Source organism: uncultured Dokdonia sp. (genome assembly GCF_947492535.1).
Taxonomy (GTDB): domain Bacteria; phylum Bacteroidota; class Bacteroidia; order Flavobacteriales; family Flavobacteriaceae; genus Dokdonia.
This window is the reverse complement of the sequence record NZ_CANLNH010000001.1, coordinates 216,043-241,165: the sequence shown is the minus strand read 5'-3', so window position 1 is coordinate 241,165 and position 25,123 is coordinate 216,043. Positions and strand designations below refer to the sequence as shown.

General features: G+C 33.7%; 23 protein-coding genes. 17 read left to right on the top strand and 6 right to left on the bottom strand.

Annotated elements, in window-relative coordinates; genetic code table 11:
* The first annotated feature begins 76 nt into the window (after positions 1-76).
* The 10 genes from Q1A60_RS01035 to Q1A60_RS00990 all read left to right on the top strand — a co-directional run bounded on the left by Q1A60_RS01035 (position 77) and on the right by Q1A60_RS00990 (position 11,108).
* Positions 77-250, top strand: a complete 174-nt coding sequence (locus tag Q1A60_RS01035) for a hypothetical protein (RefSeq protein WP_299763084.1) — start codon at positions 77-79, stop codon at positions 248-250.
* A 282-nt stretch (positions 251-532) separates the two neighbouring features.
* On the top strand, positions 533-3,268 hold the full coding sequence (locus tag Q1A60_RS01030; protein ID WP_299763082.1) for a response regulator: 2,736 nt from the start codon (positions 533-535) through the stop codon (positions 3,266-3,268).
* 301 nt (positions 3,269-3,569) lie between these two features.
* Positions 3,570-4,760, top strand: coding sequence for a PQQ-binding-like beta-propeller repeat protein (locus Q1A60_RS01025; protein ID WP_299763080.1), 1,191 nt, complete (start codon positions 3,570-3,572; stop codon positions 4,758-4,760).
* A 21-nt stretch (positions 4,761-4,781) separates the two neighbouring features.
* Positions 4,782-5,834 carry a hypothetical protein gene (locus Q1A60_RS01020; RefSeq protein WP_299763078.1) on the top strand — a complete coding sequence of 351 codons (1,053 nt, stop codon included), beginning with the start codon at positions 4,782-4,784 and terminating at the stop codon, positions 5,832-5,834.
* 18 nt (positions 5,835-5,852) lie between these two features.
* Positions 5,853-6,245, top strand: coding sequence for a hypothetical protein (locus tag Q1A60_RS01015; RefSeq protein WP_299763076.1), 393 nt, complete (start codon positions 5,853-5,855; stop codon positions 6,243-6,245).
* A gap of 4 nt (positions 6,246-6,249) precedes the next feature.
* The gene (locus Q1A60_RS01010; protein ID WP_299763059.1) at positions 6,250-7,533 is read left to right on the top strand and encodes an OmpA family protein; all 1,284 of its coding nucleotides are present in this window, start codon (positions 6,250-6,252) and stop codon (positions 7,531-7,533) included.
* Positions 7,534-7,552: 19 nt separating this feature from the next.
* Complete coding sequence (locus Q1A60_RS01005) at positions 7,553-8,623, top strand: hypothetical protein (RefSeq protein WP_299763057.1); 1,071 nt, start codon at positions 7,553-7,555, stop codon at positions 8,621-8,623.
* 10 nt (positions 8,624-8,633) lie between these two features.
* Positions 8,634-9,314, top strand: a complete 681-nt coding sequence (locus Q1A60_RS01000) for a hypothetical protein (protein ID WP_299763055.1) — start codon at positions 8,634-8,636, stop codon at positions 9,312-9,314.
* A gap of 427 nt (positions 9,315-9,741) precedes the next feature.
* Entirely contained in the window at positions 9,742-10,281 is a 540-nt protein-coding gene (locus Q1A60_RS00995) for a hypothetical protein (RefSeq protein ID WP_299763053.1), read from the top strand.
* A gap of 230 nt (positions 10,282-10,511) precedes the next feature.
* Positions 10,512-11,108 carry a hypothetical protein gene (locus Q1A60_RS00990; RefSeq protein ID WP_299763051.1) on the top strand — a complete coding sequence of 199 codons (597 nt, stop codon included), beginning with the start codon at positions 10,512-10,514 and terminating at the stop codon, positions 11,106-11,108.
* A 112-nt stretch (positions 11,109-11,220) separates the two neighbouring features.
* Here the strand turns inward: Q1A60_RS00990 and lipB are convergent, their stop codons facing one another.
* The 3 genes from lipB to Q1A60_RS00975 all read right to left on the bottom strand — a co-directional run bounded on the left by lipB (position 11,221) and on the right by Q1A60_RS00975 (position 13,019).
* On the bottom strand, positions 11,221-11,922 hold the full coding sequence (gene lipB, locus Q1A60_RS00985; RefSeq protein WP_299763779.1) for a lipoyl(octanoyl) transferase LipB: 702 nt from the start codon (positions 11,920-11,922) through the stop codon (positions 11,221-11,223).
* A gap of 76 nt (positions 11,923-11,998) precedes the next feature.
* Positions 11,999-12,856 (bottom strand): hypothetical protein, encoded by an 858-nt coding sequence (locus Q1A60_RS00980; RefSeq protein ID WP_299763049.1) that lies wholly within the window; start codon positions 12,854-12,856, stop codon positions 11,999-12,001.
* Between the two features lies 1 nt (position 12,857).
* Complete coding sequence (locus Q1A60_RS00975; RefSeq protein ID WP_299763047.1) at positions 12,858-13,019, bottom strand: YqaE/Pmp3 family membrane protein; 162 nt, start codon at positions 13,017-13,019, stop codon at positions 12,858-12,860.
* Between the two features lie 137 nt (positions 13,020-13,156).
* Between Q1A60_RS00975 and Q1A60_RS00970 the strand changes: the two genes are divergently transcribed.
* From Q1A60_RS00970 to Q1A60_RS00945, 6 genes are all read left to right on the top strand, one after another.
* A complete protein-coding gene (locus Q1A60_RS00970) occupies positions 13,157-14,224 on the top strand; it encodes a LuxR C-terminal-related transcriptional regulator (RefSeq protein WP_299763045.1) in 1,068 nt (355 codons plus the stop codon).
* Positions 14,225-14,324: 100 nt separating this feature from the next.
* Positions 14,325-15,236 carry a tetratricopeptide repeat protein gene (locus Q1A60_RS00965; protein ID WP_299763043.1) on the top strand — a complete coding sequence of 304 codons (912 nt, stop codon included), beginning with the start codon at positions 14,325-14,327 and terminating at the stop codon, positions 15,234-15,236.
* 53 nt (positions 15,237-15,289) lie between these two features.
* A complete protein-coding gene (lysS, locus tag Q1A60_RS00960; RefSeq protein ID WP_299763040.1) occupies positions 15,290-16,981 on the top strand; it encodes a lysine--tRNA ligase in 1,692 nt (563 codons plus the stop codon).
* Between the two features lie 69 nt (positions 16,982-17,050).
* A complete protein-coding gene (locus Q1A60_RS00955) occupies positions 17,051-18,445 on the top strand; it encodes a hypothetical protein (protein ID WP_299763038.1) in 1,395 nt (464 codons plus the stop codon).
* Between the two features lie 148 nt (positions 18,446-18,593).
* Complete coding sequence (locus Q1A60_RS00950) at positions 18,594-20,219, top strand: FG-GAP-like repeat-containing protein (protein ID WP_299763036.1); 1,626 nt, start codon at positions 18,594-18,596, stop codon at positions 20,217-20,219.
* A gap of 219 nt (positions 20,220-20,438) precedes the next feature.
* Positions 20,439-22,082, top strand: coding sequence for a hypothetical protein (locus Q1A60_RS00945; protein ID WP_299763034.1), 1,644 nt, complete (start codon positions 20,439-20,441; stop codon positions 22,080-22,082).
* A gap of 71 nt (positions 22,083-22,153) precedes the next feature.
* Here Q1A60_RS00945 and Q1A60_RS00940 read toward each other — a convergent pair whose 3' ends face one another.
* Entirely contained in the window at positions 22,154-22,624 is a 471-nt protein-coding gene (locus Q1A60_RS00940) for a hypothetical protein (protein WP_299763032.1), read from the bottom strand.
* 166 nt (positions 22,625-22,790) lie between these two features.
* Here Q1A60_RS00940 and Q1A60_RS00935 point away from each other — a divergent pair, with 166 nt between their 5' ends.
* Entirely contained in the window at positions 22,791-23,177 is a 387-nt protein-coding gene (locus Q1A60_RS00935) for a DUF393 domain-containing protein (protein ID WP_299763030.1), read from the top strand.
* Between the two features lie 374 nt (positions 23,178-23,551).
* On the opposite strand, the gene yiaA is transcribed toward Q1A60_RS00935, so the two are convergent.
* On the bottom strand, positions 23,552-24,007 hold the full coding sequence (yiaA, locus tag Q1A60_RS00930; RefSeq protein WP_299763028.1) for an inner membrane protein YiaA: 456 nt from the start codon (positions 24,005-24,007) through the stop codon (positions 23,552-23,554).
* Between the two features lie 11 nt (positions 24,008-24,018).
* On the bottom strand, positions 24,019-25,113 hold the full coding sequence (locus tag Q1A60_RS00925; protein WP_299763026.1) for a hypothetical protein: 1,095 nt from the start codon (positions 25,111-25,113) through the stop codon (positions 24,019-24,021).
* Positions 25,114-25,123 lie beyond the last annotated feature (10 nt).

Below are 25,123 nucleotides of genomic sequence, written 5' to 3'. Positions count from 1 at the left end.
TCTCATAGATACACAAGCTTTAAAAGCAATACTTTTTTGTATATTTAGTCAGACACTAATTTTAAAAAATAAAATTATGATAAAGAAAATGTTACAAATTAAAGGAATCAAAGAATTGAAAAGTTCTAGTTTAAAAGTAATACATGGAGGTAATGACACTAACTTTTGTACCGATGATCTTGGAAATATAAGTGCAGATTGTCATAGATTTGATGGAGGATATGTTAACCAACCTGGCACTCCTTTTTGACAATTAGGTTATTATAAAACAAAAATCTAATCGAATCATATTATATATGGTTTAAAAATAGTAGAGGCTATCTAAAATGTATTTTAGATAGCCTTTTATTTATCATAAATCTTCGCTTGACCCTTGTTAAAGCATACATCTTAGTCATATTATAATATATGTAACACATATCTGTTACATAACTGATACTAGTAAGTAGTTGGTATTTTTATAATTGCGTACATTTATAACACTTACTAACTTCTTATTGCCATGCGGATTTTATACTCACTAACGCTTATTTTGTTAACTATCTACTCTACCAATGGGCAAAACAAACAGAAAATAGATTCCTTAAATTTTATTATAAAAAATTCAACTAATGATAGTATAACTGCAAGAAACTACATAAAACTAGGCAACCAATATAGACGTGCTACAAAACCCGATAGCGCAATGATGTATGCAAAAAAAGCATTAACCTATTCATTACGTTTTAATGACCCTGAAACCATTGGGCGAAACTATCTATTTATGGGTGCTGTAGAATTCTATCGTTGGAATATAGGTGATGCAATGGGTTATTATCAAAAAGTTGACTCTATCTTAACGGAACATAATATAAAGAACAGAGATTTATACATAGCACATTCAGATCGCGCAGAACTATATAGACGTTCTATAACCTCCGATAGTGAAAAAAAAGAAGCATATAACAATGCTATGTTTTATTATAAGAAAGCACTAATTGTAGCACAAGATTTAAAAGATTCTATAGACATCGGAAAGACTTATACAAGAATAGGCAGTGTTCAAAGTAACCTAGGTAATTTTGAAGAAGCGCAAAAATATTTTAATAAAGTAGAAAACCATTATTTAAAATATATTTACCTAGGAAACTATTATAATGATTACGGATCGCTATACCTCAAAATGGGTGATACAATTAATTATATTAAGTATGTTAAACTTGCATATGACATTAAAAATAATGGCAGATCTAATTTTGTAAGAGCATTAGGCCAAAAGGAATATGCAAATGCACTTTTTTTCTCTAAAAAATACGATCAAAGTATAACTATGAATAAGCAAAGCGCCGATTTCTTTGCTTCATTAGATCCGCCTGATTATGGTCGTTTATCTGGTATTTACAAAAACTTATCAGATGTTTATAGTAAAATAGGGGACTATAAGAATGCTTATCAGTATATCATTTTAAATGAAATAGTTGACGATAGCATTGCAAATCGAGATCGAAAAGACAAAGCCAAAGAACTCGAAACCAAATATCAAACCGAAAAAAAAGAACAAGAAATTGCCTTACTTCAAGCTCAAAATAAAGCTGTAGAAGCTCAGAAAAAAAACCAACGCAACCTCTTATTAGGAGGTCTTGGGCTCACATCTATCGCAGGAATATTCCTCTTTTTAGGATTTAGAAACCGCAAAAAAATAAATAACAAATTACGTGAGTTAGATACTATGAAATCTAGCTTTTTTGAAAACATCTCTCATGAATTTAGAACACCGCTATCTCTCATTTCTGGTCCTATAGAAGAACAATTACAGAAACCTGATATTGACACGTCTGAAAAGAAAAATCTAAGCATCGCAAAACGCAATACCAAACGCTTACTCACCCTCGTAGATCAATTACTAGACCTTTCAAAAGTAGAAGCAGGGCATTTTAAACTCAACGTACAACAAGGTGATCTCCCGCTTTTTTTAAAATCATTAACCAGTTCTTTTACTTACCTAGCCCAAGAAAACAATCAAGAATACACTGCTACTATTAACGTCCCAGAAAACACCTATTATTTTGATGCTGACGCCTTAGAAAAGATCATCACAAATCTGATCAGTAATGCTCTAAAATATAGTCCAGATGGAGAATCTATAGTAATTACAGGCGCTATAGAAAATCAAAAACTACACTTCACTATTCAAAATTCTGGAGCTACACTCTCTGACGAGGCATTACAGACCATATTTAATCGTTTTGCCCGCACAGATGAACAGACCGCAGGAACGGGAATTGGCCTTGCGCTTTCAAAAGAGTTAGTTTCTTTACACAAAGGAACCATTCATGCGCAAAGTGAGCATAACACAACGGCATTTACCATTACAATTCCAGTGACAGAATCGGCATTCTTAGATAGTGAAAAAACACCAGGAGTTATGGAAATGTCCACTTTCACAAACCTGCCTGCCAACGATGCAGGAGCGAAAATAACAACCTCTAACGAAGAAATCATCCAAGAAGAAGTCGATATTTTCTCTAAAGACACCAATCCTATCCTTCTTATCGTAGATGATAATGCAGACTTAAGAACGTATGTGAGTTCGTTATTTGAAGATCAATACACTATTCACACAGCGCAAGATGGTCAGGAAGGATTTGAAATGGCATCTTCTATCGTTCCTGATTTGATCATTACAGATTTGATGATGCCGAAAGATGATGGGATTACGCTTACGCGAAATTGTAAAGCTTCTGAGACCACTTCTCATATTCCTATTGTAATGCTTACCGCTAAAGCAGGTGATGAAAATCAACTTATAGGTTTAGAAACTGGTGCAGATGCTTATATCACAAAGCCGTTTAATACAGAGATTCTTAAAACCACTACGCATAATCTATTAGAAACACGCAAAAGATTACAAGAACGATTTAGCCAAGAAGTGGTATTAATTCCTAAAGACATTGCTGTTAATAGTGCCGATGAACGTTTTCTTGACAATCTTAAAGAAATAGTCGATACACAAATCATAGAATCTGATTTTACAACCGAATCTTTTTCAAAGGCATTAGGTATGAGTCGTATGCAATTGCATAGAAAACTAAAAGCACTTACAGGACTTTCTGCTACTGAATTTATACGAAGTCAGCGTCTAAAATTAGCCGCACAACTACTTAAAAAATCTGATATAAATGTATCACAAGTAGGGTATGCTGTTGGTTTTAATAACCACTCTTACTTTACAAAATGCTTCAAAGAACACTACGGGGTTTCCCCTTCTGATTACGCCAAAAAGGCTTAAAAACACCCCTTTCTCATCGGGGCTAAAGCCCCATTATTACTAGCCTGTTACATATGTGACAGGCTTTGTTACATCTGTGCTAATCTTCAGGGTAGTTCTAAAATAGTTTTGTCTCAACATTAGTAATCTCCCTTTTTAGAATCTATGAATAAAAAGTCTAAAAAACTCAAAGGTAAACTCCCTCCAATGCCTGATCATAAAATTTACCTCAATGTAAATGCATTGCATGAAGGTGAATATGAATTAAAGATTATTAATAAGAATAAGGTCATTAAAAAAACAACTTTTAAAAAATAAGGATATGAGAACATACAAACTATTATTCCTATTTCTATGCATCATATATGTCTCTTGTAATAATGATGATGATACTGCAGTTAATGAAGAAATTGATACTTCAAACCTTGTAAATGCCACAGCATCTGTTGCCACATTTAATACACTTGCTACTATAGATTTGGAAACAGGCAATCCCATTACTACACAAAACGAAAGACTTATAGCTAGCGTCACTTATGAAAATTCTTTTATAGGGTTATTAGAAAATCGTATCGTCCGTAATAGTGATGTAGACTTCTTAGGAGAGCAGTTGTGGGAAATTGATTTTGTAGACGGAAGTGATATTGAGTTTGATTTTAATAGATCTCAAATGCTCATTCATAACGGTGTATTATACCTAAACTATGTAACTGAAAACCCTAGTTTACCATCACCATTTCCCACACTCTTAGCTGTAGATGCAACTACAGGAACTACTATTTGGGTAGAAAATCAAACGGAATATGAGTTTACACGTATCGCCATCCTCAATAATAGAATGATCACGGTAGAAACTTTTAATAATGAAACACGCATTACGAGTCGTGATATCTCAGATGGAAGTATTCTAAACCAATGGCAAGTTGATGAACGTATCTCACATATAATTCCAGGTGCTAATGAAATTATTGTCATGTCTTGGAGTAATAAGGTCTATAGTATTGACGAAGACCTGTCTATCAACTGGACATTTGAAACTGACAATTCAAATGTACAACGAGGGGCTATTGTAGGGAATCAATTTCTCTTTCATTCAAGAGATGAATTCATCTACGCACTTGACCTTCAAACCGGATTTATAAACTGGTCTCAACATCTTCCTGACCTATTTATATCAGATTTTTTTACAGAGAATACTACGGCATGGTCTGTCACTAGAGACTTTTCAGATAATACATTCTTAATCAATGAACTGGATATAACTAACGGAACTGCTAATTCTAATTTCGCAATTCCTGCATTAAATGATGCTAGCGAAATAGAATTCATAAATTTTGACGATTACCTCCTCATTATTTCAGATCCTAACACAGGCGCTACACGCTCACAACTTCTTAATTATAAAACGCAAAACCTTATTTGGGAAAATGAAATTACTATCGATAATATTTCCATTCTAAGAGCAAATATACTCTTAGAAAATAACCGATATGCACTTTCTTCTTTCTTTTAAATTTTACTAAAACAATTAATTATGAAAACCACAATAATCAAATTACTCATTATCCCATTATCGCTAATTGTACTACTCTCGAGCTGTAATAGTGATGATGATGCCACACAACCAGAAATAGGCATGGAAGATCCAATGGATGACACTCCTGATAATGATGATGATGTTGCAAATCTTGATCTCACATTTACCATGCATACGCAGCAAGACCAAATAGGAGATTTTGCATTTCATCAAATGGCTGTATTTAATGGAAGTGTACACTCCTATTACGGAGCTGGACTTGGCGCAACTACTGAAACACCTTACAACCTTGGCGTATGGCACAGTGATGATGGTGTTGCTTGGTATTCTGACGCATCATTTGGAAGTGAGCGTAGAGGTCATTCGGTTACTGAATTTAATGGGGATTTATTTCTTATCGGAGGAGCAGACAATGATGATAACGAACTAGAAGAAATATGGATAAGTAATGACGGTTTTTTCTGGACCTTAGGATCCGATATTCTCCCTTTTGGTTCTGTATCGTTTCATAGTACTGTTGCTTTTAACGATCAACTTTATCTAATTACAGACGATTATGAAGATGATGATGGCACTCAAATGATGGCTATATACAGATCTAATGATGGATTTAACTGGGACCTCATCGCTACTGATGTATTTCCTGTTCGTTCAGCCGCAGAAACTGTTGTATTCAATAATAAAATATACCTCATTGGAGGTACTAATGACACGAACTTCCTAAACGATATCTGGACGTCTGACGACGGAATTACCTGGACGCAAGTCACCCCATCTGGAAGTTTTGTAAATCCTATTGTCTTTCACTCCCTAAACACTTATGACAATGCATTATGGCTTATAGGAGGATGGAGTAGTACCAATCAATACAACAATCATATCTGGTATTCTCAAGACGGAATTACGTGGATAAACTACGATGGAGAAATTCCTTTTGATGGACTCTATGCGCATGAAACTCTTTTCTATGAAGATGAACTATGGATTTTTGGAGGCGTACAAGAAGATGGACTCTCTGGCGCTATTGGCTCTATAAAAATAAATAACTAACACAAAACAATCAATATCATGAAAACACAATTTTATCTCACTTTAATTTTGATAATAGGGGTTTGCGCTTTCGCGAAAGCACAGACTACTTCAACAACAGAAAAACCTAAAACCCAAAACAACCTTCCTGCAGATGGAAACTTACTAGACCAACAAGCACAGGTATTAGGTAATGTATTTGGGGATATCGGAGGCGTAAAAGAAATGCAAGGTATCGATGGATATATGGATCTTCTCAAGAAAAGTAATTTATCTCCAGAACTCAAGCAAAAATTTACTGAACAGTATAAAATCATGGCTTTAAGTGACGATCCAAAAAAGAAGAAAGAAATGGAAGGTAAACTATCCCAAATGCTACAAAAAGCACTGAAGGAAGGTCAAGAAAAAGACAACTTAAAAACCAAAGGATAACATCATGAAAGCATTACAAATCATTTTCGTTTTCTGTCTTCTTTTATGTGGTTCAGGAGCGAAAGCACAGCTCTTAAAAAAATTAGGAGAAGTTGCTGAAAAATCTGCCGAACGTGCAGTAGAACGAAGAGTAGAAAAAGAAACTACCAAAAAAACAGATCAAGCACTTGATAGTGTCTTCAGTAAGAAAAAGAAAAAAAAGAAGAAGAAAAAGAAACGTAAAAACAAGAACAAAAAAGGAAAAGAAGACAGCTCAACATCAGACAATGAGACTACAGAACCTACGTATACAATAAAGCGAAGCTCTGATTTCACACCTGGAAACATCATCCTATTTGAGGATCGATTTACTAGAGACAATCCGGGGGATTTTCCAGCACAATGGGACACCAATGGCAGTGGTGAAGTCGCTATGATAAATAATGAAAAATGGATGCGTCTAAGTGGGAAATCTAAGTATGTGCCTATGCTTAAAGAAGCTCTTCCCGAAAACTATACCATAGAGTTTGATCTATTTACCAATGGCCTTGATAAAAAAACAAGCTCTCAAGCGTTCTTAACATTACTCATCGAAGATAATACTGGGTTTACAAGATCTAAAAATTGGTGTATGACAGAACTTTCCGTTTGTCAGTTTATAGGAAATCAAGGTGTAGTAGAAAAAGTAGCCAATGGAAAACGACAGCTTCGTAATCAGATAGGGAAAGACTACAGAGATGCGATTAATGGGAAGTCACATATTTCTATTGCCGTAAATAAAACACGTATGCGTGTATGGCTTAATGAAAATAAGATTATCGATATACCAAGACTCATTCCTGAAGGAGCTAATAGTTTTAAACTTGCTACGAGAGGTCTTAGAGATCCTGAAGGGCTTGATGAAGTCTACATTGCCAATTTCAGCATGACAAAAATTGGAGAGGATAATCGTAGTAAATTACTCACTGAAGGACGTCTCACCACCAATAATATTCTTTTTGAATCGGCGAGCGCAACACTTAAAGACACTTCATTTTCTACGATTCGAGAAATTGCTAATGTTTTAGAGCAAAATCCAGAGGTACGCATAAAAATTATAGGACATACCGATTCTGATGGACAGAAAGAGAGCAATCGTACGCTTTCGCGAAAGCGTGCCGAAGCTGTAAAAAAAATGATGACTTCTGCCTACGGAATAGATGCATCTAGAATTAGTACAGATGGAATGGGTGACAGTGAGCCTGTCGCATCTAATACCACAAAAGAAGGAAAAGCACTTAATAGGCGTGTTGAGTTTATAAAACTTTAAAAGGCTAAAATTAATAGATATGAAAACACTTTTAAAAACCACAAGCCTATTCCTACTTCTTATACTCATAAGTTGTGGAAACGATGATGACAATTCCAATTCACCTCAAGAAATGGAAATCGAAACAGCCTCTATTATAGGAAGTTGGGAGCGAATTTCTGGAACATTACTATTTGCGGAACCAGATTATCTCCATATAGCACTTGATAACACTGTAACTATGCTACTAGAGGATGATCTAGGATTTAGGGGTGAAGGAAAAGGAAATTTTACAAACACAGAAGGGCAAATAACTATACAATTTGGCCTTGGAAATCCTAATATACTTAATTATACTATTGAAGATAATATACTAGAATTACTTCAAGCTAATGGTACTATAAGTACATTTATTAGAAATACAGAAGCTCCTTCTAGTGATGAATGGATTACAAAACTAGAGATTCTAGCACAAGTAGATGCACCCGCTGGAAATGCATTTACAGATATTGCCTTTAATGGGACGCATATTCTGCTAAGTAATTCTCAGTCAGGAAACAATATTGACCTATTGAATCCAGAAACTTTAACACTTGATGGTGAGATTATAACTACTCTAGCTACCCAAGCTGTCGAAGTTGAAAAGTTTGATTTACCTGATAAATACATTTTTCAAAGATTTAGTGGCGTATCTACAACTATTCAAGCCAACTTTGAAAACACAAATGAAGAAGCATTTACCTCTATAGAACTTGGTTCTAGTATTTTTGGATTGGCATCCATTAATTCCACTCAAATATGGCTATCTAGTCCTGGTTCATTGAGCCTACTTGATTATACATTTATTAATTCTCAAGTTATAGAACGAACGATACCATTAGAACAAGCAAGTATAAATGGATTGGATTATCAAGATGGTCTATTGTATGTATGTTCCAATGGGAATATATACAAATGTGACGTCTCTTCTTCCTTTCAGATTCTTGAAGCTATTCAACTAGAAGGATTCAGAGCAAATGGAATCGCCTTTGATGGTACAAATTTCTGGATCAATGCATCGTCTATTATTAGTGGTTCTCATCAAATTATAAAAACCAATCTCACCCTTTAAAAAGAAACTCATGAAAACAATATTAATTGTTATTGCGGTATTGGTCTTTGCACCAATAACTGCACAAAGTAATTGTAGTAAATACTATGCTTCAAAACCTGGAAGAAAGTTAATTCACAAAGTATATGACAAGAGAGAGCGTCATAGCATGACCACAGAATATAATGTAGAGAGTGCCAACTCTTCAGGAATCCAAATGAATTTTAATCTCTGGGATAAACGCGGCGAACATATTACAGGAGGTAAGCTAGAATTAGGTTGTAACAACAGAACAACATACCTAGCTCCAGAATCTATCATGACCGATTTATTGAGTCAATATGAAGATATGGAATATACGGTGACCACTACAGATAGGCTTGCGATTCCTAATGATTTAGAGATTGGACAAACCTTGCCTGATGCGAGTGCTTCGATTAGTTTAAATGCACAGATTCTAGAAATCAACTTTGATATCGTTTTATCAAATAGAAGAGTAGTACGTAGAGAGCAAATAGAAACGCCTGCTGGCACCTTTGACTGCTATGTCATTACATACAACAATGAAATGAGAGGAAGAGTCGCTTCAAGAAGTTACCAATGCACTGATTGGATTGCAGAAGGAATCGGTATGGTAAAACAAGAAACGTATAAAGAAAATGGCAGACTCATGAGCCGTTCACTCTTAAATGAAGTAACAGATTACCTATAGTCAGTCTAGATCTTAGCCCAATAATAAAAAACTCACGGTATTACAGTCAATAAGACCGATCTCACTAAACTATTATTGGGCTTTTCATTATACGCTTTCGCGAAAGACTATATACTTTAAATTGTTTAAATATTATTAGTCAGAACCACTGAATCACAAATACAGCATCATCAATAATTACGTTTTTTTCTACTTAAATATAAAAGTAACAGAAACAAATATTAGTTCATTTTGAGTTTTAACAGATATAAATATAATCACAAAGGACACCTCATCTAAGTATTTGTGTGGTGCTAGACTTAGATGCGTCCTAAGTGATGATATTGAATTAATAATAATAACATTTTCGCAAAAATTAAGTTTGCACTAGCCTGTCAAAGCACAAAAAATGTATACAAAAAAATTCAACTAATTAAACCAATATATCATGAAAACAACACTTATATATTTCTATCTAACACTCATCGCATTTGGCATCTCAAGTTGTGAAACAGATGTGCCAGAAGTAGATACCATTGCTCCTGCTTTTTCTTTTAAAGTGACGGGTGATGGATTTGACAGGACATTTACACAAGATGATGATCTTGAAAACATACAACTTAATCTACGTGCAGGCGTCTCGTACGATTTTCTGTTAGGCGGTATTGATAATGGAGGTGTACGTCAAATTCAGTTTCAACACACGCCAGATATTACTCAGATTACAACTCCCATACCAGCTCCGTGGGTAACAATCAATAATGGTCTTACTACCACTATGAGATTTAACGGAGACCCAAACAATGCGATTACGGCACAACTACTTTCTGGATCATTTACAACTATGCTTATGAATGAAGATCTAATTCTTGACACCTTCTATATACGTGTAGAAGATTTTGGAGGTGAAAGTGGTCCTCCTTTTAACATTACAGAAGGTGTTTTAAATATCACTATTGCAGATCAACCTACGTCGGTCACTAACTAATAGATCATACCTATTATCAAAAACTAACTTGAAGAAAAAGGTATTCACAGCAATAATTATAATGAAGTAGCCGCTTATTATCGTTTGAATTAAATAACACGTATCATTCTTAGTGAAGCGATCATACCTTACAATATCAATATTCAAAGTTTTAAAATTTACATGCCTTATGTTAACCTTTCAAAAAATACCATCATAAAGTATCAAACAAAACATTTTAAATCAATATTATGAAAACTTTGAAACAATTATTTTACTACTCATTTGTTATACTCGCAATTCTATGTACTTCTTGTGAAGCAGAAGATGGAATGGATGGTGTAAATGGAGAACAAGGAATTCCGGGGCAAAACGGAGCAGATGGACAAGATGGAGAAGATGGAAATGCCAACGTTATAGGAGTCACTGTAGACCCGTTTCCAAGTTGGACAGAAGGTATTTATTTAGGACAACAAGCAAATTTTGTAGAAATAACGGAACCATTACTAACAGAAGAAATGGCAGATGATGCCCTAGTATTGGTTTATTTTCAGCTTCCTAGTGATGAAGTATGGTTTCCCATGACCTATGCTTTTGTTTTTGACGATGGCGATAATGAAGTCATTACATATACATACGGACAAGATACCATTACTGTGTATGCTTATGACTCTGCTGGACCAATAAATGCTGCAATCCTAAAAGTTAGGTACTTTATAATTCCTACAAATGAAGCTGAAGGGGTAAATGGTTTTTCTTCTAAAGAAGACGTTTTACAAAGTTTACACGATAATGGTGTAGATATCAATATGTATGAAGAAGTAGCTAACTATTATGATCTTGACTAAAATTTCTTTACACTTAAATAACAGCAAAGCCGAGATATACATCTCGGCTTTTACTTTTCATAAACATCAAATGATGCGTATTGTCTCTTCTATATACTAAAAAACAGTTGCCTTACTTTACAAAAGAAGCTTCAAAAAGCTCTGTAAAATGCTTCAATAATTTCTTTTTTACTTCTGCTTCATCAACTGTAGCTTTTCCTAACTCTACATTAAGAGAGGTGACTGATTTATCTTTGATACCACAAGGAATCATTAAATCAAAATATCCTAAATCTGCATTTACATTAAAGGCAAAACCATGCATGGTTACCCATCGACTGGCACGTACACCCATGGCACAAATTTTACGAGCAAATGGAGTTCCTACATCAAACCAAACACCTGTTTCTCCAGGTGAACGCTCAGCTTTAAGGCCATACTCTGCGAGTGTCAGGATCACCATTTCTTCTAGAAGTCGTAAATATTTATGAATATCTGTAAAGAAGTTTTCTAAGTCTAAAATAGGATACCCTACAATTTGTCCAGGGCCGTGATACGTGATATCACCGCCTCTATTAATCTTATAGAACGTAGCATTTTTCTCGGCAAGTTCTTTTTCGCTGACAAGCAAATTATCAAAATCCCCACTTTTCCCTAGTGTAAATACATGAGGATGCTCTACTAATAGGAAATGATTAGGGGTCTCAAGTCCAGCATCTTCTCTTCTATTTTTGATTTTTATATCTAAAATCTCCTTAAAAAGCGCCTCTTGATAATCCCAAGTATCTTTATAATCTCGGTTTCCTAAATCCTGAAGTTGAATCGTTTTATTCACATTACAAAGATACGGAGAAACAAAAATCCTTCTAAACATTGCTTAGAAGGATTTTGTGTTAAACTATGTTATATTTTTAGTCTTCTAGAACAACCTCAAAGTTTTCTAATATTTTTGTTTTCTCTTCTAGAATATCACTCCATGGCACCACAAAAGTTACTGTCTTTCCATCTTCAGAAATCACAGCTCCCTCAGGAGATACCGAAACTACTTTTCTTGGAAACACATATTCGAGTTTCATGCTAGAATTTTCAAGTTCGCTTGTAAACTGACTCATCATTCCTTTAAGCATCGCTTCTTCTTGACTTTCTTCTTCATTAGATGCTAGATTGTTTTTTAGCTCTTCTAGATCTATGCGTGTTTCTTCTTTGAGGAGTCCTTCATCTTCCAGATGTTCAGTTAAACTTTTGGGATCTGTCCTTCTGAATGTATTATTTTCAAAGGTGTATATCACTTTATCTAAAGACATCATATCTCCTCCAGGTGCTGCCTGTTCTTTTTGAGCTTCGCTTTTTGCTTGCTCAAAGACTTCATCTACCTCATAAGCTACACGTTCTAATTCTGAAAAGGTTTTAAATTCCTTAGAAATATCCATTTTAAACTCACCATTGGCTTGGTCCATTTTCATGGCCATAGTAAAATCCTTAAGCATCTCTATTTTAGCACGATCTTCTGCAGGCAAGCCTGCAATACTATCTTTGTGGTCTCTAATGAGATCTGCAAAAACGACAACCGTATCCATTTTTGTTTTTTCTTTATCAGGACTAGAAGCGCCGCCTCCCATCTCATTAGCCATAGTCATCATGGCAGACAGATCAAAAGAAGTCTCATAACGACCTCCCATATTTTCATTAAAAACAATGCGTTCTTGAACGCTACAGCTTATTAGTAAAAACACTAACAGGCTACATAACACTCCTATTCTTCTTGTCATTTTAATTATGTTTTGGATTATTTAGTATGACTAGGGCAGCGATAACGCCAGGCACCCATCCACACAGCCAAAGTAAGAAAACTATTAATACTGATCCACATCCTCTTCCAATTACTGAAAGTGGTGGAAAAAAAATGGCTAAAAGTACGCGCCAGAAACTCATATATTTTTGATTTTAGATCCTGCTCTACAGCAGGGTATGATTGATTGATGTACCTTATATGTCTATAACTATTCGATATTGTTACACCTCTTGACAGGAAGTAATCCATCTTTTCTATATTAGCATTTTAATTGATCATGAGACATCGACATTTTATTTTAACGATTCTATTCTTTAGCTTCTCATGGTTGTGTATAGGACAATATGAATTTTCTGGTCATATAGATGTAAACAAATGGGAAGGGAATGTATACCTATCTATTGTAAAAGATTATAGAAAAATATCTGGCATCTATCCAGAACAGATTATTAATAAAACAACACCTGATTCATTAGGATTTTTTTCATTTTCAGGTAACAATCTGTCTTCTCAAAACAATATCTATCGTATTCATATAGATAGTTGTCCCGAAGAAACAAAAGACATAGCACACTTTACAGGACATTGTTTAAATAGTAAAGAAGTACTCTTTGTTGCAAACAATACTGATACGATTAAATTACCCTTTACATTTGATCAAGAGATATTTTGTAATGTTACCTCTACCAATGAAAAAGCAAATACCTTTATTAAAATAGACTCCCTCAAAGAACTCATGCGTTATGAATTTGGATCTTATAGAAGTCAAGCAAATTGGGATTTGAATGCAAAAAATTGGTTTACTAAGTTCCAAGAATACGGACAACAACTTAATGAACCCCTTGCCGAACTTTACTCGTATGCATTTTTATCCGATCGTTCTAAAGATATACACAAATACTACTTACAGGATTTAAATAATACAACCTATTATAATGAACTTCTACAAAGATTAGAAGCATCATATCCTGATCAACCTTTTACAAAACAGTACAAAAAAGAACTCGCTGCCGATTATTTCTTAATACAGAAATCGCAAACTAATGGTATTCCAAATTGGGTCTATATGCTTATTGCTTTATTAGGTATTTCTATTCTTATGAACATCTATTATTTCTTTTTTAAACGAAATAGATCTTCTGAACAACAGCATACAATAAGCGCATCACTCACAAAGCAAGAACAAAAAGTACTGGACTTAATTCTTCAAAATCGAACAAATAAAGAGATTGCTTCAGAAATATTTGTTAGCGTTAGTACTGTAAAGACACATATTAATAGTATTTACAAAAAACTAAATGTATCTAATAGAGACGAAGTAAAATCACTCTACAAAACTACATAATTTAAATTTCCACCTAGGTCTAGTACCTCTTCCCACCCACTGTTTCTTCGGAGTTTCCATTTTTAACTGCACTTTTAAAACCGCATTTAAAAACAGAACAATGAAAAAATATACATTCGTATTTATCCTAGCATTATCTTTTCAAATCATTGGATTTTCTCAATCATTCAATTATGAGCAAAAACAGAATAATACATCAATGCTCTTGGGAAAAATAAACAAAGAAACGCTTAGTCAAGAACCTCATTCCAATTGGTTTACTAAAAACTACAACCAATATACACCAGACACAGAAACAATCAATGCTTTAAAAGAGCAAGTATCTTCGTATACCATTACTGCTTTTATGGGTACTTGGTGTGGTGACAGTAAAAGAGAAATTCCTAAACTCTATAAAATCTTAGATGAGGCGCAATTTCCATTAGATCGACTTACTCTTATTGCTGTAGACAGAAGTGCAGAAAACTACAAACAAAGTCCAGGCGGAGAACATGAAGGACAAAATATACACCGTGTACCTACCATAATTATATACAAAAACGGGAAAGAAATCAATCGTATTGTAGAATCCCCTGTAACACGTTTAGAAGAAGATCTTCTTCAAAGCATTCAAGGAAACTATACGCCTAACCATCATATAGTCACTTTAACCAACCAGCTTCTTGAAGAAGAAGGAACTGAGAAATTCCTTAAAAAATCAAAAAAAAATATAAAAGAACTTCAAAAGCATGCGCATAAAACAAATCAACTGAATACCTATGCCAATGTACTTTTTTATGCAGGCCACACAAAAAAAGCTCTTGCAGTGCTTACATTTAATACCATGCTCTTCCCTAATGATGCAAAAACCTATATGAGTCTTGGGAATAAACAATCAAAAGTAAATCAATTACAGGAAGCGTTAGAAAGTTATCAAAAAGCGCTAGAATTAGAGCCTACAAACAAAAAAATAACAACAGCTATCGCCACAATTGAAGAGAATATAAAAAACACGCATTCTGTAGAAGAATAAGATTGAATTTTAATCACGTAAGGAGTATCTTTGCACGCTTAAAACAATAGTGTATGGCACTCTCAGAACAAGAACAAGTACGTCGTGAAAAATTATCACGCTTACGCGAAATGGGCATCAACCCATATCCCGCTCCTTTATATCCAGTTAATAACACATCTACCAAGATAAAACAGGACTATACAGAAGGGAAGAAGGTGATTATTGCCGGACGCTTAATGTCTAGACGTATTCAAGGTTCTGCTTCTTTTGCCGAGCTTCAAGATGCTGAAGGGCGTGTACAAGTTTATTTTAATCGTGATGAAATTTGTACAGGAGACGACAAATCAAAATATAATGATGTTTACAAAAAGCTTTTAGACATTGGGGATTTTGTAGGAATTGAAGGTGAATTATTTACTACCAAAGTAGGAGAGATTACTGTAATGGTAAAAGAGTTTACATTATTAAGTAAATCATTACGCCCATTACCACAACCTAGAGTAGATGAGCAAGGAAATGTGTATGATGAGTTTAATGACCCTGAATTACGCTATCGTCAACGTTATGTTGATCTTGTTGTCAATCCAAAAGTAAAAGACACCTTTGTAAAACGCACACAAATCACAACAGCAATACGGGATTTTTATAATGAGATGGGATTTTTAGAAGTAGAAACCCCTATACTACAGCCTATACCAGGAGGTGCATCTGCACGTCCATTTATGACGCATCACAATGCATTAGATATTCCTTTATACCTACGTATTGCCAATGAGTTATACTTAAAACGATTAATTGTAGGAGGTTTTGATGGTGTCTACGAATTTGCAAAAGATTTCCGTAATGAAGGGATGGATCGTACACACAATCCAGAATTTACGGTGATGGAAATGTATGCAGCTTACAAAGATTACAACTGGATGATGGATACTACGGAGAAATTGCTTGAAAAAGTAGCGATGAAGCTTCATGGTACTCCAGAGGTGCCTTTCGGCGAAAACATGATTAACTATAAAGCACCTTATAAGCGTATCGGAATACTAGATGCGATTAAAGAACATACAGGATACGATTTATACCAAAAATCTGAAGAAGAAATTCGTGACGCTGCCAAAGCGTTAGGTCTTGAGGTAGATGAAACGATGGGAATCGGAAAATTAGTCGATGAGATTTTTGGAGAAAAGTGTGAACACCTATATATCCAACCAACATTCATCATCGATTACCCGGTTGAAATGAGTCCGCTGACGAAGAAACACAGAAGCAAAGAAGGACTCACAGAACGTTTTGAACTCATGGTCAATGGAAAAGAACTTGCCAATGCCTATACAGAGCTAAATGATCCTATTGATCAACGTGAGCGTTTTGAAGATCAATTAAAGCTTTCTGAAAAAGGAGATGATGAAGCGATGTTTATTGATCAGGATTTCTTACGTGCTTTAGAATATGGAATGCCTCCTACGTCTGGAATTGGAATTGGAATTGATCGTCTAGCGATGTTTATGACCAACAATCAATCGATACAGGAAGTATTGTTCTTCCCACAGATGAAGCCTGAGAAGAAAGCATTAGAGCTTAATGATAACGAAAAAGCCATCTATGAGGTTCTCAAAAAAGAGAACAGCATCGAATTAGGAGCCCTTAAAACAGCATCTGGATTAAGCAACAAAGGATGGGATAAAGGCATTAAAGGTCTTACTAAACTTGGCGTTGCAAAAGTAACTAAAGATGATACTGGATTGACAGTTACTTTAGAAGGATAAACTCCTAAACGTTAATAACTTATTTACAAAGACTCGCTTTTATAAAGCGGGTCTTTTTATTTTTACTATATGGATAGTAATGAATTCTTTAAGCTTCTAGAAAACACAAAAGATGAATTAACGCTAACTAATAAAAAAATAGACGTAGGAAACAATCGTATAATAGATTTTTTCATTCGAAACAACTTACAAGACGTTCAATTTAAAGAATGTACTTTTATAAACTCAGATTTACTATTCAAAAGCATTAATGGACCATTATTATCAATCGAATTTTATGATTGTGTATTTCTTTGCGATGTCTTGTTTTATGATGGTTGCAACTTAGACACTTTAAAATTTATAAATTGTGAGATCGCACCAGATAAACAAATTAGAATTATTAATAATAAGATAAAGTTTTTCACCTTTAGTTACGGTAAAGAAATAGAGTTAAATGGAATAGTTTTTATTTCAAAAAATAGATTTGTACATAATATAAATATAGCTAGTATTCAACAAAAACATGGCTCTTTTGTTTTTTTAGATAATACAATACAAAGAGAAGAAGGAGATCCACCTTTATCGTCCTATATCAGTGATTCTAATTTTAATAATTTTAATTTCTATGGAAATACTTTTAAAGAAGATCTTTTCTTCGAAAGAATTTCACTTAAATCACCTGAAATTCAAGACAATTTCTCAAACTGTATATTTAGCGAAATTAGTTTTACAAATGTTGATTTTGGTAACAAAACAGTTTTTAAAGAATGTACTTTTAATGAAGAAGTATTTTTTATTGATTGTAAAAACATCAATAATAGTAAATTCTCTCTTCCTGATTCTTTATTTAAAAAGAAAGCAAAATTTAATGGATCAGAGTTTAGTACTATCAAACTAATAAATACAATTTTTGAAGGTTCTGTGTCATTCGAGAACGTAAGTTGTAATGTAATAGAAATAGATCAAGCAGTATTTGAAAAAGCTGCTTTCTTTGATGATTTTAAAGTTCTAAGTCCAGAGAACTGTTCTAGAAAATCATTAAGAATAATAAAACATCAACTACAAAAATCAGACAACAGAATAGATTATAATAGATTTAAAATATATGAATTAGACGCATTTAAAAGAGAACTTCATAATAAAGAGTGGAAAGATAAATTCATCTTATGGCTTAATAATATTTCGTCTAAACATGGAACAGACTGGGTTCAAGGAATCAAGTTTACAGTTATAATTGGATTTTTATTTTACTCATTATACTTCCCATTAGAATTCTATAGTTATGATTTCGAGTTTAGCTTAGAATCAATTAATAAATTCTTTTCTGGATATTTCAAATACTTAATTCCATCTTATAAATCTCCATTTGGAGAATCAGCTCTTTCAAATGTTTTTCAAATCATTGCTTTTATATTTGGAAAAGCTTTTATTGGATATGGAATTTATCAAACGATCCAATCTTTTAGAAAATTTAGACTTTAATCTTTTCATTCTGTATACACTTTCGCGAAAGCGTATAAAACAATTTTACGTTTCTAAAAACACTAGTCAATTCTTCCTATAACGCATAAAGTGTTAACATTCAGAAGGAAATTTCATTAGATTTAATGGAAACTACAAAATTGAAATCATGAAAAAAATTACACTTTTAGCCTTGGGGCTATGTGCTGTATCCTACGTCAAAGCACAAAACGCCACGTTTACTTCGCAAAATATAGGAGGTTCTAATTCAGAGATTGGCGTTGTAGATATTAATGGAGATTACTTAGATGATGTCATAAGTCCTACACAATCTAACCTGTCAATTCATCATCAAACAGATACAGGTCTCATGCCTACTAATATCTCTATTAGCACTTCTAATGGACCTGATTGGTCTCTTAGTGTTGCCGATTACGATAATAACGGAATCAATGACATCATGTTTGGAGGGAATAATGGAGTAAGTTTTTTAAAAGCAAATAGTGATGGAACTGCATTTTCTCAAGATCATCAGAGTAGTATCTTTATTTTTTCTCAACGCACTAATTTTATAGATATCAATAATGACGGTGACTTAGATGCTTTTGCTTGTCATGATGTAGAGCCTAATGTCTATTTCCTTAATGATGGAAACGGGAGTTTCTTAAATGAAATTCAAGGAGGCCTTGGAGATACACCTACTGGGCACAACTATGGGTCTATATGGTTTGATTATGACAATGATGGAGATACCGATCTTTATCTATCTAAATGTGTTGTTGGTTCTAATAACCCAGAAGACACAAGACGTTCTAATCAGTTATATCGCAATAATGGAAATGGCACCTATACAGAAGTTGGTGCTACAGCAGGAATTGATACAAAAACACAGTCATGGTCTAGTGCTGTGGGTGATTTTGATAATGACGGAGATATGGATTTAATAGTTGCTGATCAACATTTTAACGAAATTGGCACTATATTTTATCAAAATAATGGGGATGGTACATTTGCAGATATCACAACTGGATCTGGTTTTGAAAACTTAGAAGGCGCTATAGAAATTGTCACATTTGATTTTAACAATGATGGGTATTTAGATATTTATTCTCAATTACAAACTACCTTACTATTAAATAATGGAGACATGACATTCTCTCCAAATTCACAGCAAATACAAGGAGGTGGCGCTGTAGGTGATCTTAATAATGATGGATTTTTAGATATTTATGCTGGCGGAAATGTACATATGAATGATGGAAATGCTAATTCCTGGTTTAAATTAAATCTTGAAGGTGTAGAGAGTAACAATAATGGTATTGGCGCTGTGATTACAATAGAGGGCGCTTTTGGAACTAAAGTACGTAATGTGAGAAGTGGAGAGGGATTTGCAAATATGCATTCACTAAATCCGCATTTCGGATTAGGGACTTTTGACTTTATAGAAACTGTAACGATAGAATGGCCTTCCGGAATTACAGATCAGCTTACAAATGTAGATGCAAATCAAACGATTTATGTCTTAGAAGGCAGTGCTCCTTTAAGTATCGAAGAAAATGAGCGTACTACTTTTAATATATATCCCATACCTGCAAATGATATTTTAAATGTCACTCCAACAAATGGAGCTATTCTAAAAAGTGATGGTGTTATTTATGACTTATTAGGAAAAGCGACTCCTATAACCATTGTAAATAATACTGTTAATGTAAGCAATCTAGCGTCTGGTGTATACATCATAGAAGTAACAACTACAGATAATAAAACAACGCAAAAGAAATTCACAAAACGATAAGTTTCTTTTTTAGTAAAATAGAATATAAACCTTTAAAAGACCTGCTTGTATAGTAGGTCTTTTTCTGTATATGCTTTCAAAGAATGAAATGACACAGAAGTTTATCCTGAGTTTACCGAAGTACGAAACGCATATAAAATCACGTAAAAATACCTGATTATCAAGTATGTATTCTAATTATTTTTGAAACTTCACTAATTAACTTAAACCATTATCCCCATGAAAAAAATGTATCTTTTTTTTACGGCTGGACTTGTGTTGCTTTTATGTACTGCTTGTCCTGGACCTGACAATCACAATTCCGGAAACAACTCAGACGTTACCGTTCAATCTTACAAAGTGAGTATTGACTCTTTATCCATTACCAATGCACCTGCATTACAATCTTTTGCTCACGCTACTTCTGGAGCAGACTGGCTCTTATTTGCAGGTAGAACGAATAGAGAAGAAAAAGTAGGCGGACTTCATAACTTAGATGCAAACTATGGAGACAGGTCTTTCATTCCTAAGTCTTTTAATCAAAATATTTTTGCTTATAATCTAGCAGAAGACAAAGTCTCTAGTATCAATTACACTAAATTTTTAGAGGATCTAAAATCAAATTTATGTAAAGATCCTTCTTCTGAAATGTGCCAATCATTATCAAAAGGGGATTATGATTTCACATCTATTTTCGTCAACTCTAATCCTTTGGTTGCACAAGATGATCATGGCTACATGTATGTAGTAGGCGGATTTGGCCCAAAGAGTTTTAAGTATTTTGAAGAAACTCCAAATTGGAAAAAAGACACTACTAAAGCAGATAAGAACAAACAAGAATATATCACCTATAATCAAGTAGCTAGGTTACATATAGAGTCTATGATAAAACTTGCAAAAGGCCAAACACTCACAGATGATGAATGGTCAAAAGTATTTAGATATGGAACTAGCACATCGCTTATTAGTACAGGTGCAGAAGTATTTGTAAAAAAAGGTTCTTTTAGTAATATTCATAAACTACAAGACTCAACGAATATTACATTATATGCTGCTGGTGGTCACAACTTCACGAGTAATAGCCAAAAATATCTAGATGCAGTATATCCATTTACAGTGGTATCTGGTCGTAGTTCTACGTTATTGGATATTAATGTAAGCGCTCCTATTTCTGATGTATCAGATCCTACAGATCCATCTTCAGACGATCTATCTATTTTCCGTCGTAGAGACGGACCTGTAGTTCCTTCTATGTATTACAACAAAACATATGATCAAATGGAGCAAAGCTTAACGTTTTATGGAGGCGTATTTAAACCCGGAAGTGATAATGACCTACAGGCATGGAATGATGCGATCTATGTGCATCCAGATTGGGCAACAGAAAGCAAACTATATACCTACGACACTACCTACAATCAAAAAAATCATAATGTATATGCATGTGGTAATTTTGTTGGATATGACAAAGACACAAAACTTTTACACACGTTCTTATTTGGCGGTATAGGTGATGGTGAAATTGCACCTCCTGGACATCTTTCTGGATTTACAAATACAGGGCTTCATATTGCGATGAATGTAGAACAAAAACCTATGCAAAGTAAGATTGTAGATACACTAAAAAATGTATATGGAAGTACACCAAATTTTTATGGCGCCGAATCTATTCTTATAAAAAGTAGTAGTAGCATTGCTTATAAAATGAATTCTGAGAATACTGAAATCATTGATTTAAATAGTACTTTTAATGGTACAAAAGAAGTAGTGATAGGTCATATATATGGTGGTATTGAAGCATATCAAGCAAATCCTGGAACCTATGGTTCTGGCAACTCAGCTGCTTCCAATAAAGTATGGCAAGTAACACTTACAAAAGAGTAAGTCATTATAAATCATAAAAAGCCTTCTATTTTAAGAATAGAAGGCTTTTTTATTACAAGACCTTTTAAAGGTTATTTTTTTTTAGCTCCTAAAAACTGATCACCTTCCCAAACGCCTTGTTGTACAATCTCTCCAGATGCATCAAACTGTTTTCCTTTTCCGTTTTTCTTATTGTTTTTCCATTTACCGCTCCATTTTGAGTTATCTAATAAAATCATAGATCCTTTTCCATGACGCTGGTTATTTCTAAAAGCCCCTTCATATCGGGTCCCATCTGGCCATGTATACGTTCCTCTTCCTGAAATTACAGAACCCGCTAGATTACCTGAATATTTTGTGCCGTCAAACCAAATTACATTTCCTTTTACAAGATTACCAGAAGCTACCTCTACATCAAAACTAGCGCCTTGTAATGTAAACTTATGCCATCCATCTGGTAATTGAGAAATATCACTACTATATGGAATTGCATTTATCTCTTGTCCTTGCATATTAAAAACTGTAGCTATAACTAGGCCTACTATGAGTATTATCTTTTTCATGCGTATTTGTTTTTTTGGTGATTTACCATACTAAGTCGATAGAAACATCTGAGTACTTACAAAATGATTAAGAAGATTTAAAAATTATCTTTTCTGCCTTTTATATCGTAATGAATTTCATATTTACGCGACACAACACTCATAACTCATTTATTTCAAAAAAGTTATGGAAACTAATAATCAGAAAGATATTATCATATTTGATGGAGAATGCAATCTATGTAATGGCGTAATAGGATGGCTTATGAAGTTTGCTCCTACGGCAACTTTTGAATTTCTGCCTTTTCAGTCCCCCAAAGGTCAGCAACTCTTACGCCATTATAATAGAGCAACAGATCGATTAGACACCGTCATCCTTATTAATAAAACAGGAATGCATACACATTCTGACGGCTTCTTAAAAATTGTCGCAGAAATACCTAAATGGAAACGTGCTGCTGCCTTATTAGCTTTTATTCCTAGAATGCTTAGAGATTATGTCTATAAAACAGCTTCTCGTAATAGATTAAAATGGTTTGGAGTTTCTAATAGTTGTACTATTAATTTTGGATAATTACATGCATATATAAATAAAAAAGGATGGTATTAACCATCCTTTTTTTTGTGAAGCACCACTCTCAAATACATTACTATTTTGAGATAAATAATGTATTGTTAATTAATAACTATGAGAGTGATACTTAGCCAAAAATCATTACTTCATAAAATCTATAGTAGATTTACTTACTTTTTAACTTTATACTACAAAACTACATATAGACGAGTTGTTTTATGAAACAGTAAATGATAATTAGCATTTATTAATTTAGACATGAGCAATTTACTATAGCACTTTTCTATTTTAGTAAAACCCGATAGCATTTTACTACTAACGGGTTTCTCACACCACACAACAAAGTGCAATATGCACATATTGCACTTTGTTGTCTACTTCTCTTTTTGTTCTAAAAACTTAATATCTCGGGTATTTTTTTGCACTGCAATAGCTGCAAAAAGGCTTAAGAAAAACGAAATTCCATAAAAACCTTTCTCACTCAAATCTAATGTTGCATTCCATAATCCAATCACTAATAGTAAAATAGATACTATAGTTACAAACCAACTTACACCATAGTAAATTTCTGTTACAGGAATGCCTTCTAATTTATCTCGCACTGTTTTCTGAACAGAAATCACTGAAAACAAGCCAAATAATAGTACTGTGAAGTAATATCCTTTTTCATTTAATTGCATGGTTGCGTTCCAAAGTCCGACACAAAAAGAGACCATTCCAATCAATAAAGAAGTCCACGATGCAGCTATAAATGCTGGTGTTGGTTTTGCACTAAATTCTTCTTTTATTTTATTCTTTTTTTCTGTTTGAATTTTTACTTGATTTTCCATTGTTGTATGTTTTATTGTTCGTGTATTTTATTTATAATCTGATCTCCACAAGAATAACAATGTGGTAGGTGTGCATAATTTTTAGTATCACAGGTTTCACAATTTTTAAAAAGTTGGAGTCCACAATGACGACAATAGGTGGTAACTTTTAGCATGCCCGACTTTTTTTTACCTTTTCCGCTTTGAAAAATCTCATTAATCAGGTAATCTTTTCCGCAACTTGGACACATATGATTTTCTAATGCTTTCTCTGCCACTTCTTCTTTTATTTTGTTGGAACGTTCTGAAGAAGAGAGTTGTAGTTCTTCTTTTTTCTTTTTCACAAAAGCTTTCAAATGTTTAATAGCATATATACCTAGTAATAGAGATACTATGATTCCTATAATATATCTGACATATCCTCCGTAACTGGGTAAGTAAGGAACCAATCCTATAAAGAAGGCATAAAATGCAAAGAATACAAAGCCTCTAAACAAAGGCCAATAACTATGTTTACGTTTCTTTACGAGCATCCAAATCCCTAGAAGTAATACGGGAACCACAAATAACAAACGACTTAAAAAAACTTGTAAATCATATGCTCTCTCTGCAGTAAGATGCAACGCTCTTGCTTTCGCCATTTCCTCATTTACTAAATCAGTATACTTTCTTTTTTCTGTATGAAAACTATCTATATTAGATTGAATTAAAAGTTTTTTCGATTTTAGTTTCTTAAGAGATGTACGTAAGGAATCTAGGATATAATTACGTTGCTGTATTTCAGTATTAATCTTTGAAGATCGTGTAGCATTACGTGTTGATATCCAAGCCTTAAAAGAAGCCTGTTGCTCATCTAATGCATTTTGAGTGAGATTTATAGAAAGCTGTACATCTTCTTTCACTATATGTTTTCCTTGTATAGAATCTTGAATACTTTCTCGTAAAAGTTTATATTTTTTAACGTCAGTTTTTATTTCAAAATCTGATACATAAGGACGCTTATCCTCTCCATCAATATCCCATATGATTCTGTTAGCCAATCCTATTAAAAAAATAGCTAAAAGAAAACTGATTAGATAATGAATAAAAGTGGTCGTACGTGTGAGTTTCTTATTATTAAATTCCATGATTGTGTGG

What these genes read in the sequence shown, in the direction of transcription:
- Q1A60_RS01005 (WP_299763057.1), top strand. Translation starts at nt 7,553, where the DNA reads ATGAAAACACTTTTAAAAACCACAAGCCTATTCCTACTTCTTATACTC.
- Q1A60_RS00980 (WP_299763049.1), bottom strand. Translation starts at nt 12,856, where the DNA reads ATGACAAGAAGAATAGGAGTGTTATGTAGCCTGTTAGTGTTTTTACTA.
- yiaA (WP_299763028.1), bottom strand. Translation starts at nt 24,007, where the DNA reads ATGGAAAATCAAGTAAAAATTCAAACAGAAAAAAAGAATAAAATAAAA.
- Q1A60_RS00945 (WP_299763034.1), top strand. Translation starts at nt 20,439, where the DNA reads ATGAAAAAAATGTATCTTTTTTTTACGGCTGGACTTGTGTTGCTTTTA.
- Q1A60_RS00935 (WP_299763030.1), top strand. Translation starts at nt 22,791, where the DNA reads ATGGAAACTAATAATCAGAAAGATATTATCATATTTGATGGAGAATGC.
- Q1A60_RS00940 (WP_299763032.1), bottom strand. Translation starts at nt 22,624, where the DNA reads ATGAAAAAGATAATACTCATAGTAGGCCTAGTTATAGCTACAGTTTTT.
- Q1A60_RS01000 (WP_299763055.1), top strand. Translation starts at nt 8,634, where the DNA reads ATGAAAACAATATTAATTGTTATTGCGGTATTGGTCTTTGCACCAATA.
- Q1A60_RS00995 (WP_299763053.1), top strand. Translation starts at nt 9,742, where the DNA reads ATGAAAACAACACTTATATATTTCTATCTAACACTCATCGCATTTGGC.
- Q1A60_RS01020 (WP_299763078.1), top strand. Translation starts at nt 4,782, where the DNA reads ATGAAAACCACAATAATCAAATTACTCATTATCCCATTATCGCTAATT.
- Q1A60_RS01035 (WP_299763084.1), top strand. Translation starts at nt 77, where the DNA reads ATGATAAAGAAAATGTTACAAATTAAAGGAATCAAAGAATTGAAAAGT.
- Q1A60_RS01015 (WP_299763076.1), top strand. Translation starts at nt 5,853, where the DNA reads ATGAAAACACAATTTTATCTCACTTTAATTTTGATAATAGGGGTTTGC.
- Q1A60_RS00970 (WP_299763045.1), top strand. Translation starts at nt 13,157, where the DNA reads ATGAGACATCGACATTTTATTTTAACGATTCTATTCTTTAGCTTCTCA.
- Q1A60_RS00975 (WP_299763047.1), bottom strand. Translation starts at nt 13,019, where the DNA reads ATGAGTTTCTGGCGCGTACTTTTAGCCATTTTTTTTCCACCACTTTCA.
- Q1A60_RS01025 (WP_299763080.1), top strand. Translation starts at nt 3,570, where the DNA reads ATGAGAACATACAAACTATTATTCCTATTTCTATGCATCATATATGTC.
- Q1A60_RS00965 (WP_299763043.1), top strand. Translation starts at nt 14,325, where the DNA reads ATGAAAAAATATACATTCGTATTTATCCTAGCATTATCTTTTCAAATC.
- Q1A60_RS00955 (WP_299763038.1), top strand. Translation starts at nt 17,051, where the DNA reads ATGGATAGTAATGAATTCTTTAAGCTTCTAGAAAACACAAAAGATGAA.
- Q1A60_RS00925 (WP_299763026.1), bottom strand. Translation starts at nt 25,113, where the DNA reads ATGGAATTTAATAATAAGAAACTCACACGTACGACCACTTTTATTCAT.
- lysS (WP_299763040.1), top strand. Translation starts at nt 15,290, where the DNA reads ATGGCACTCTCAGAACAAGAACAAGTACGTCGTGAAAAATTATCACGC.
- Q1A60_RS01010 (WP_299763059.1), top strand. Translation starts at nt 6,250, where the DNA reads ATGAAAGCATTACAAATCATTTTCGTTTTCTGTCTTCTTTTATGTGGT.
- Q1A60_RS00950 (WP_299763036.1), top strand. Translation starts at nt 18,594, where the DNA reads ATGAAAAAAATTACACTTTTAGCCTTGGGGCTATGTGCTGTATCCTAC.
- Q1A60_RS00990 (WP_299763051.1), top strand. Translation starts at nt 10,512, where the DNA reads ATGAAAACTTTGAAACAATTATTTTACTACTCATTTGTTATACTCGCA.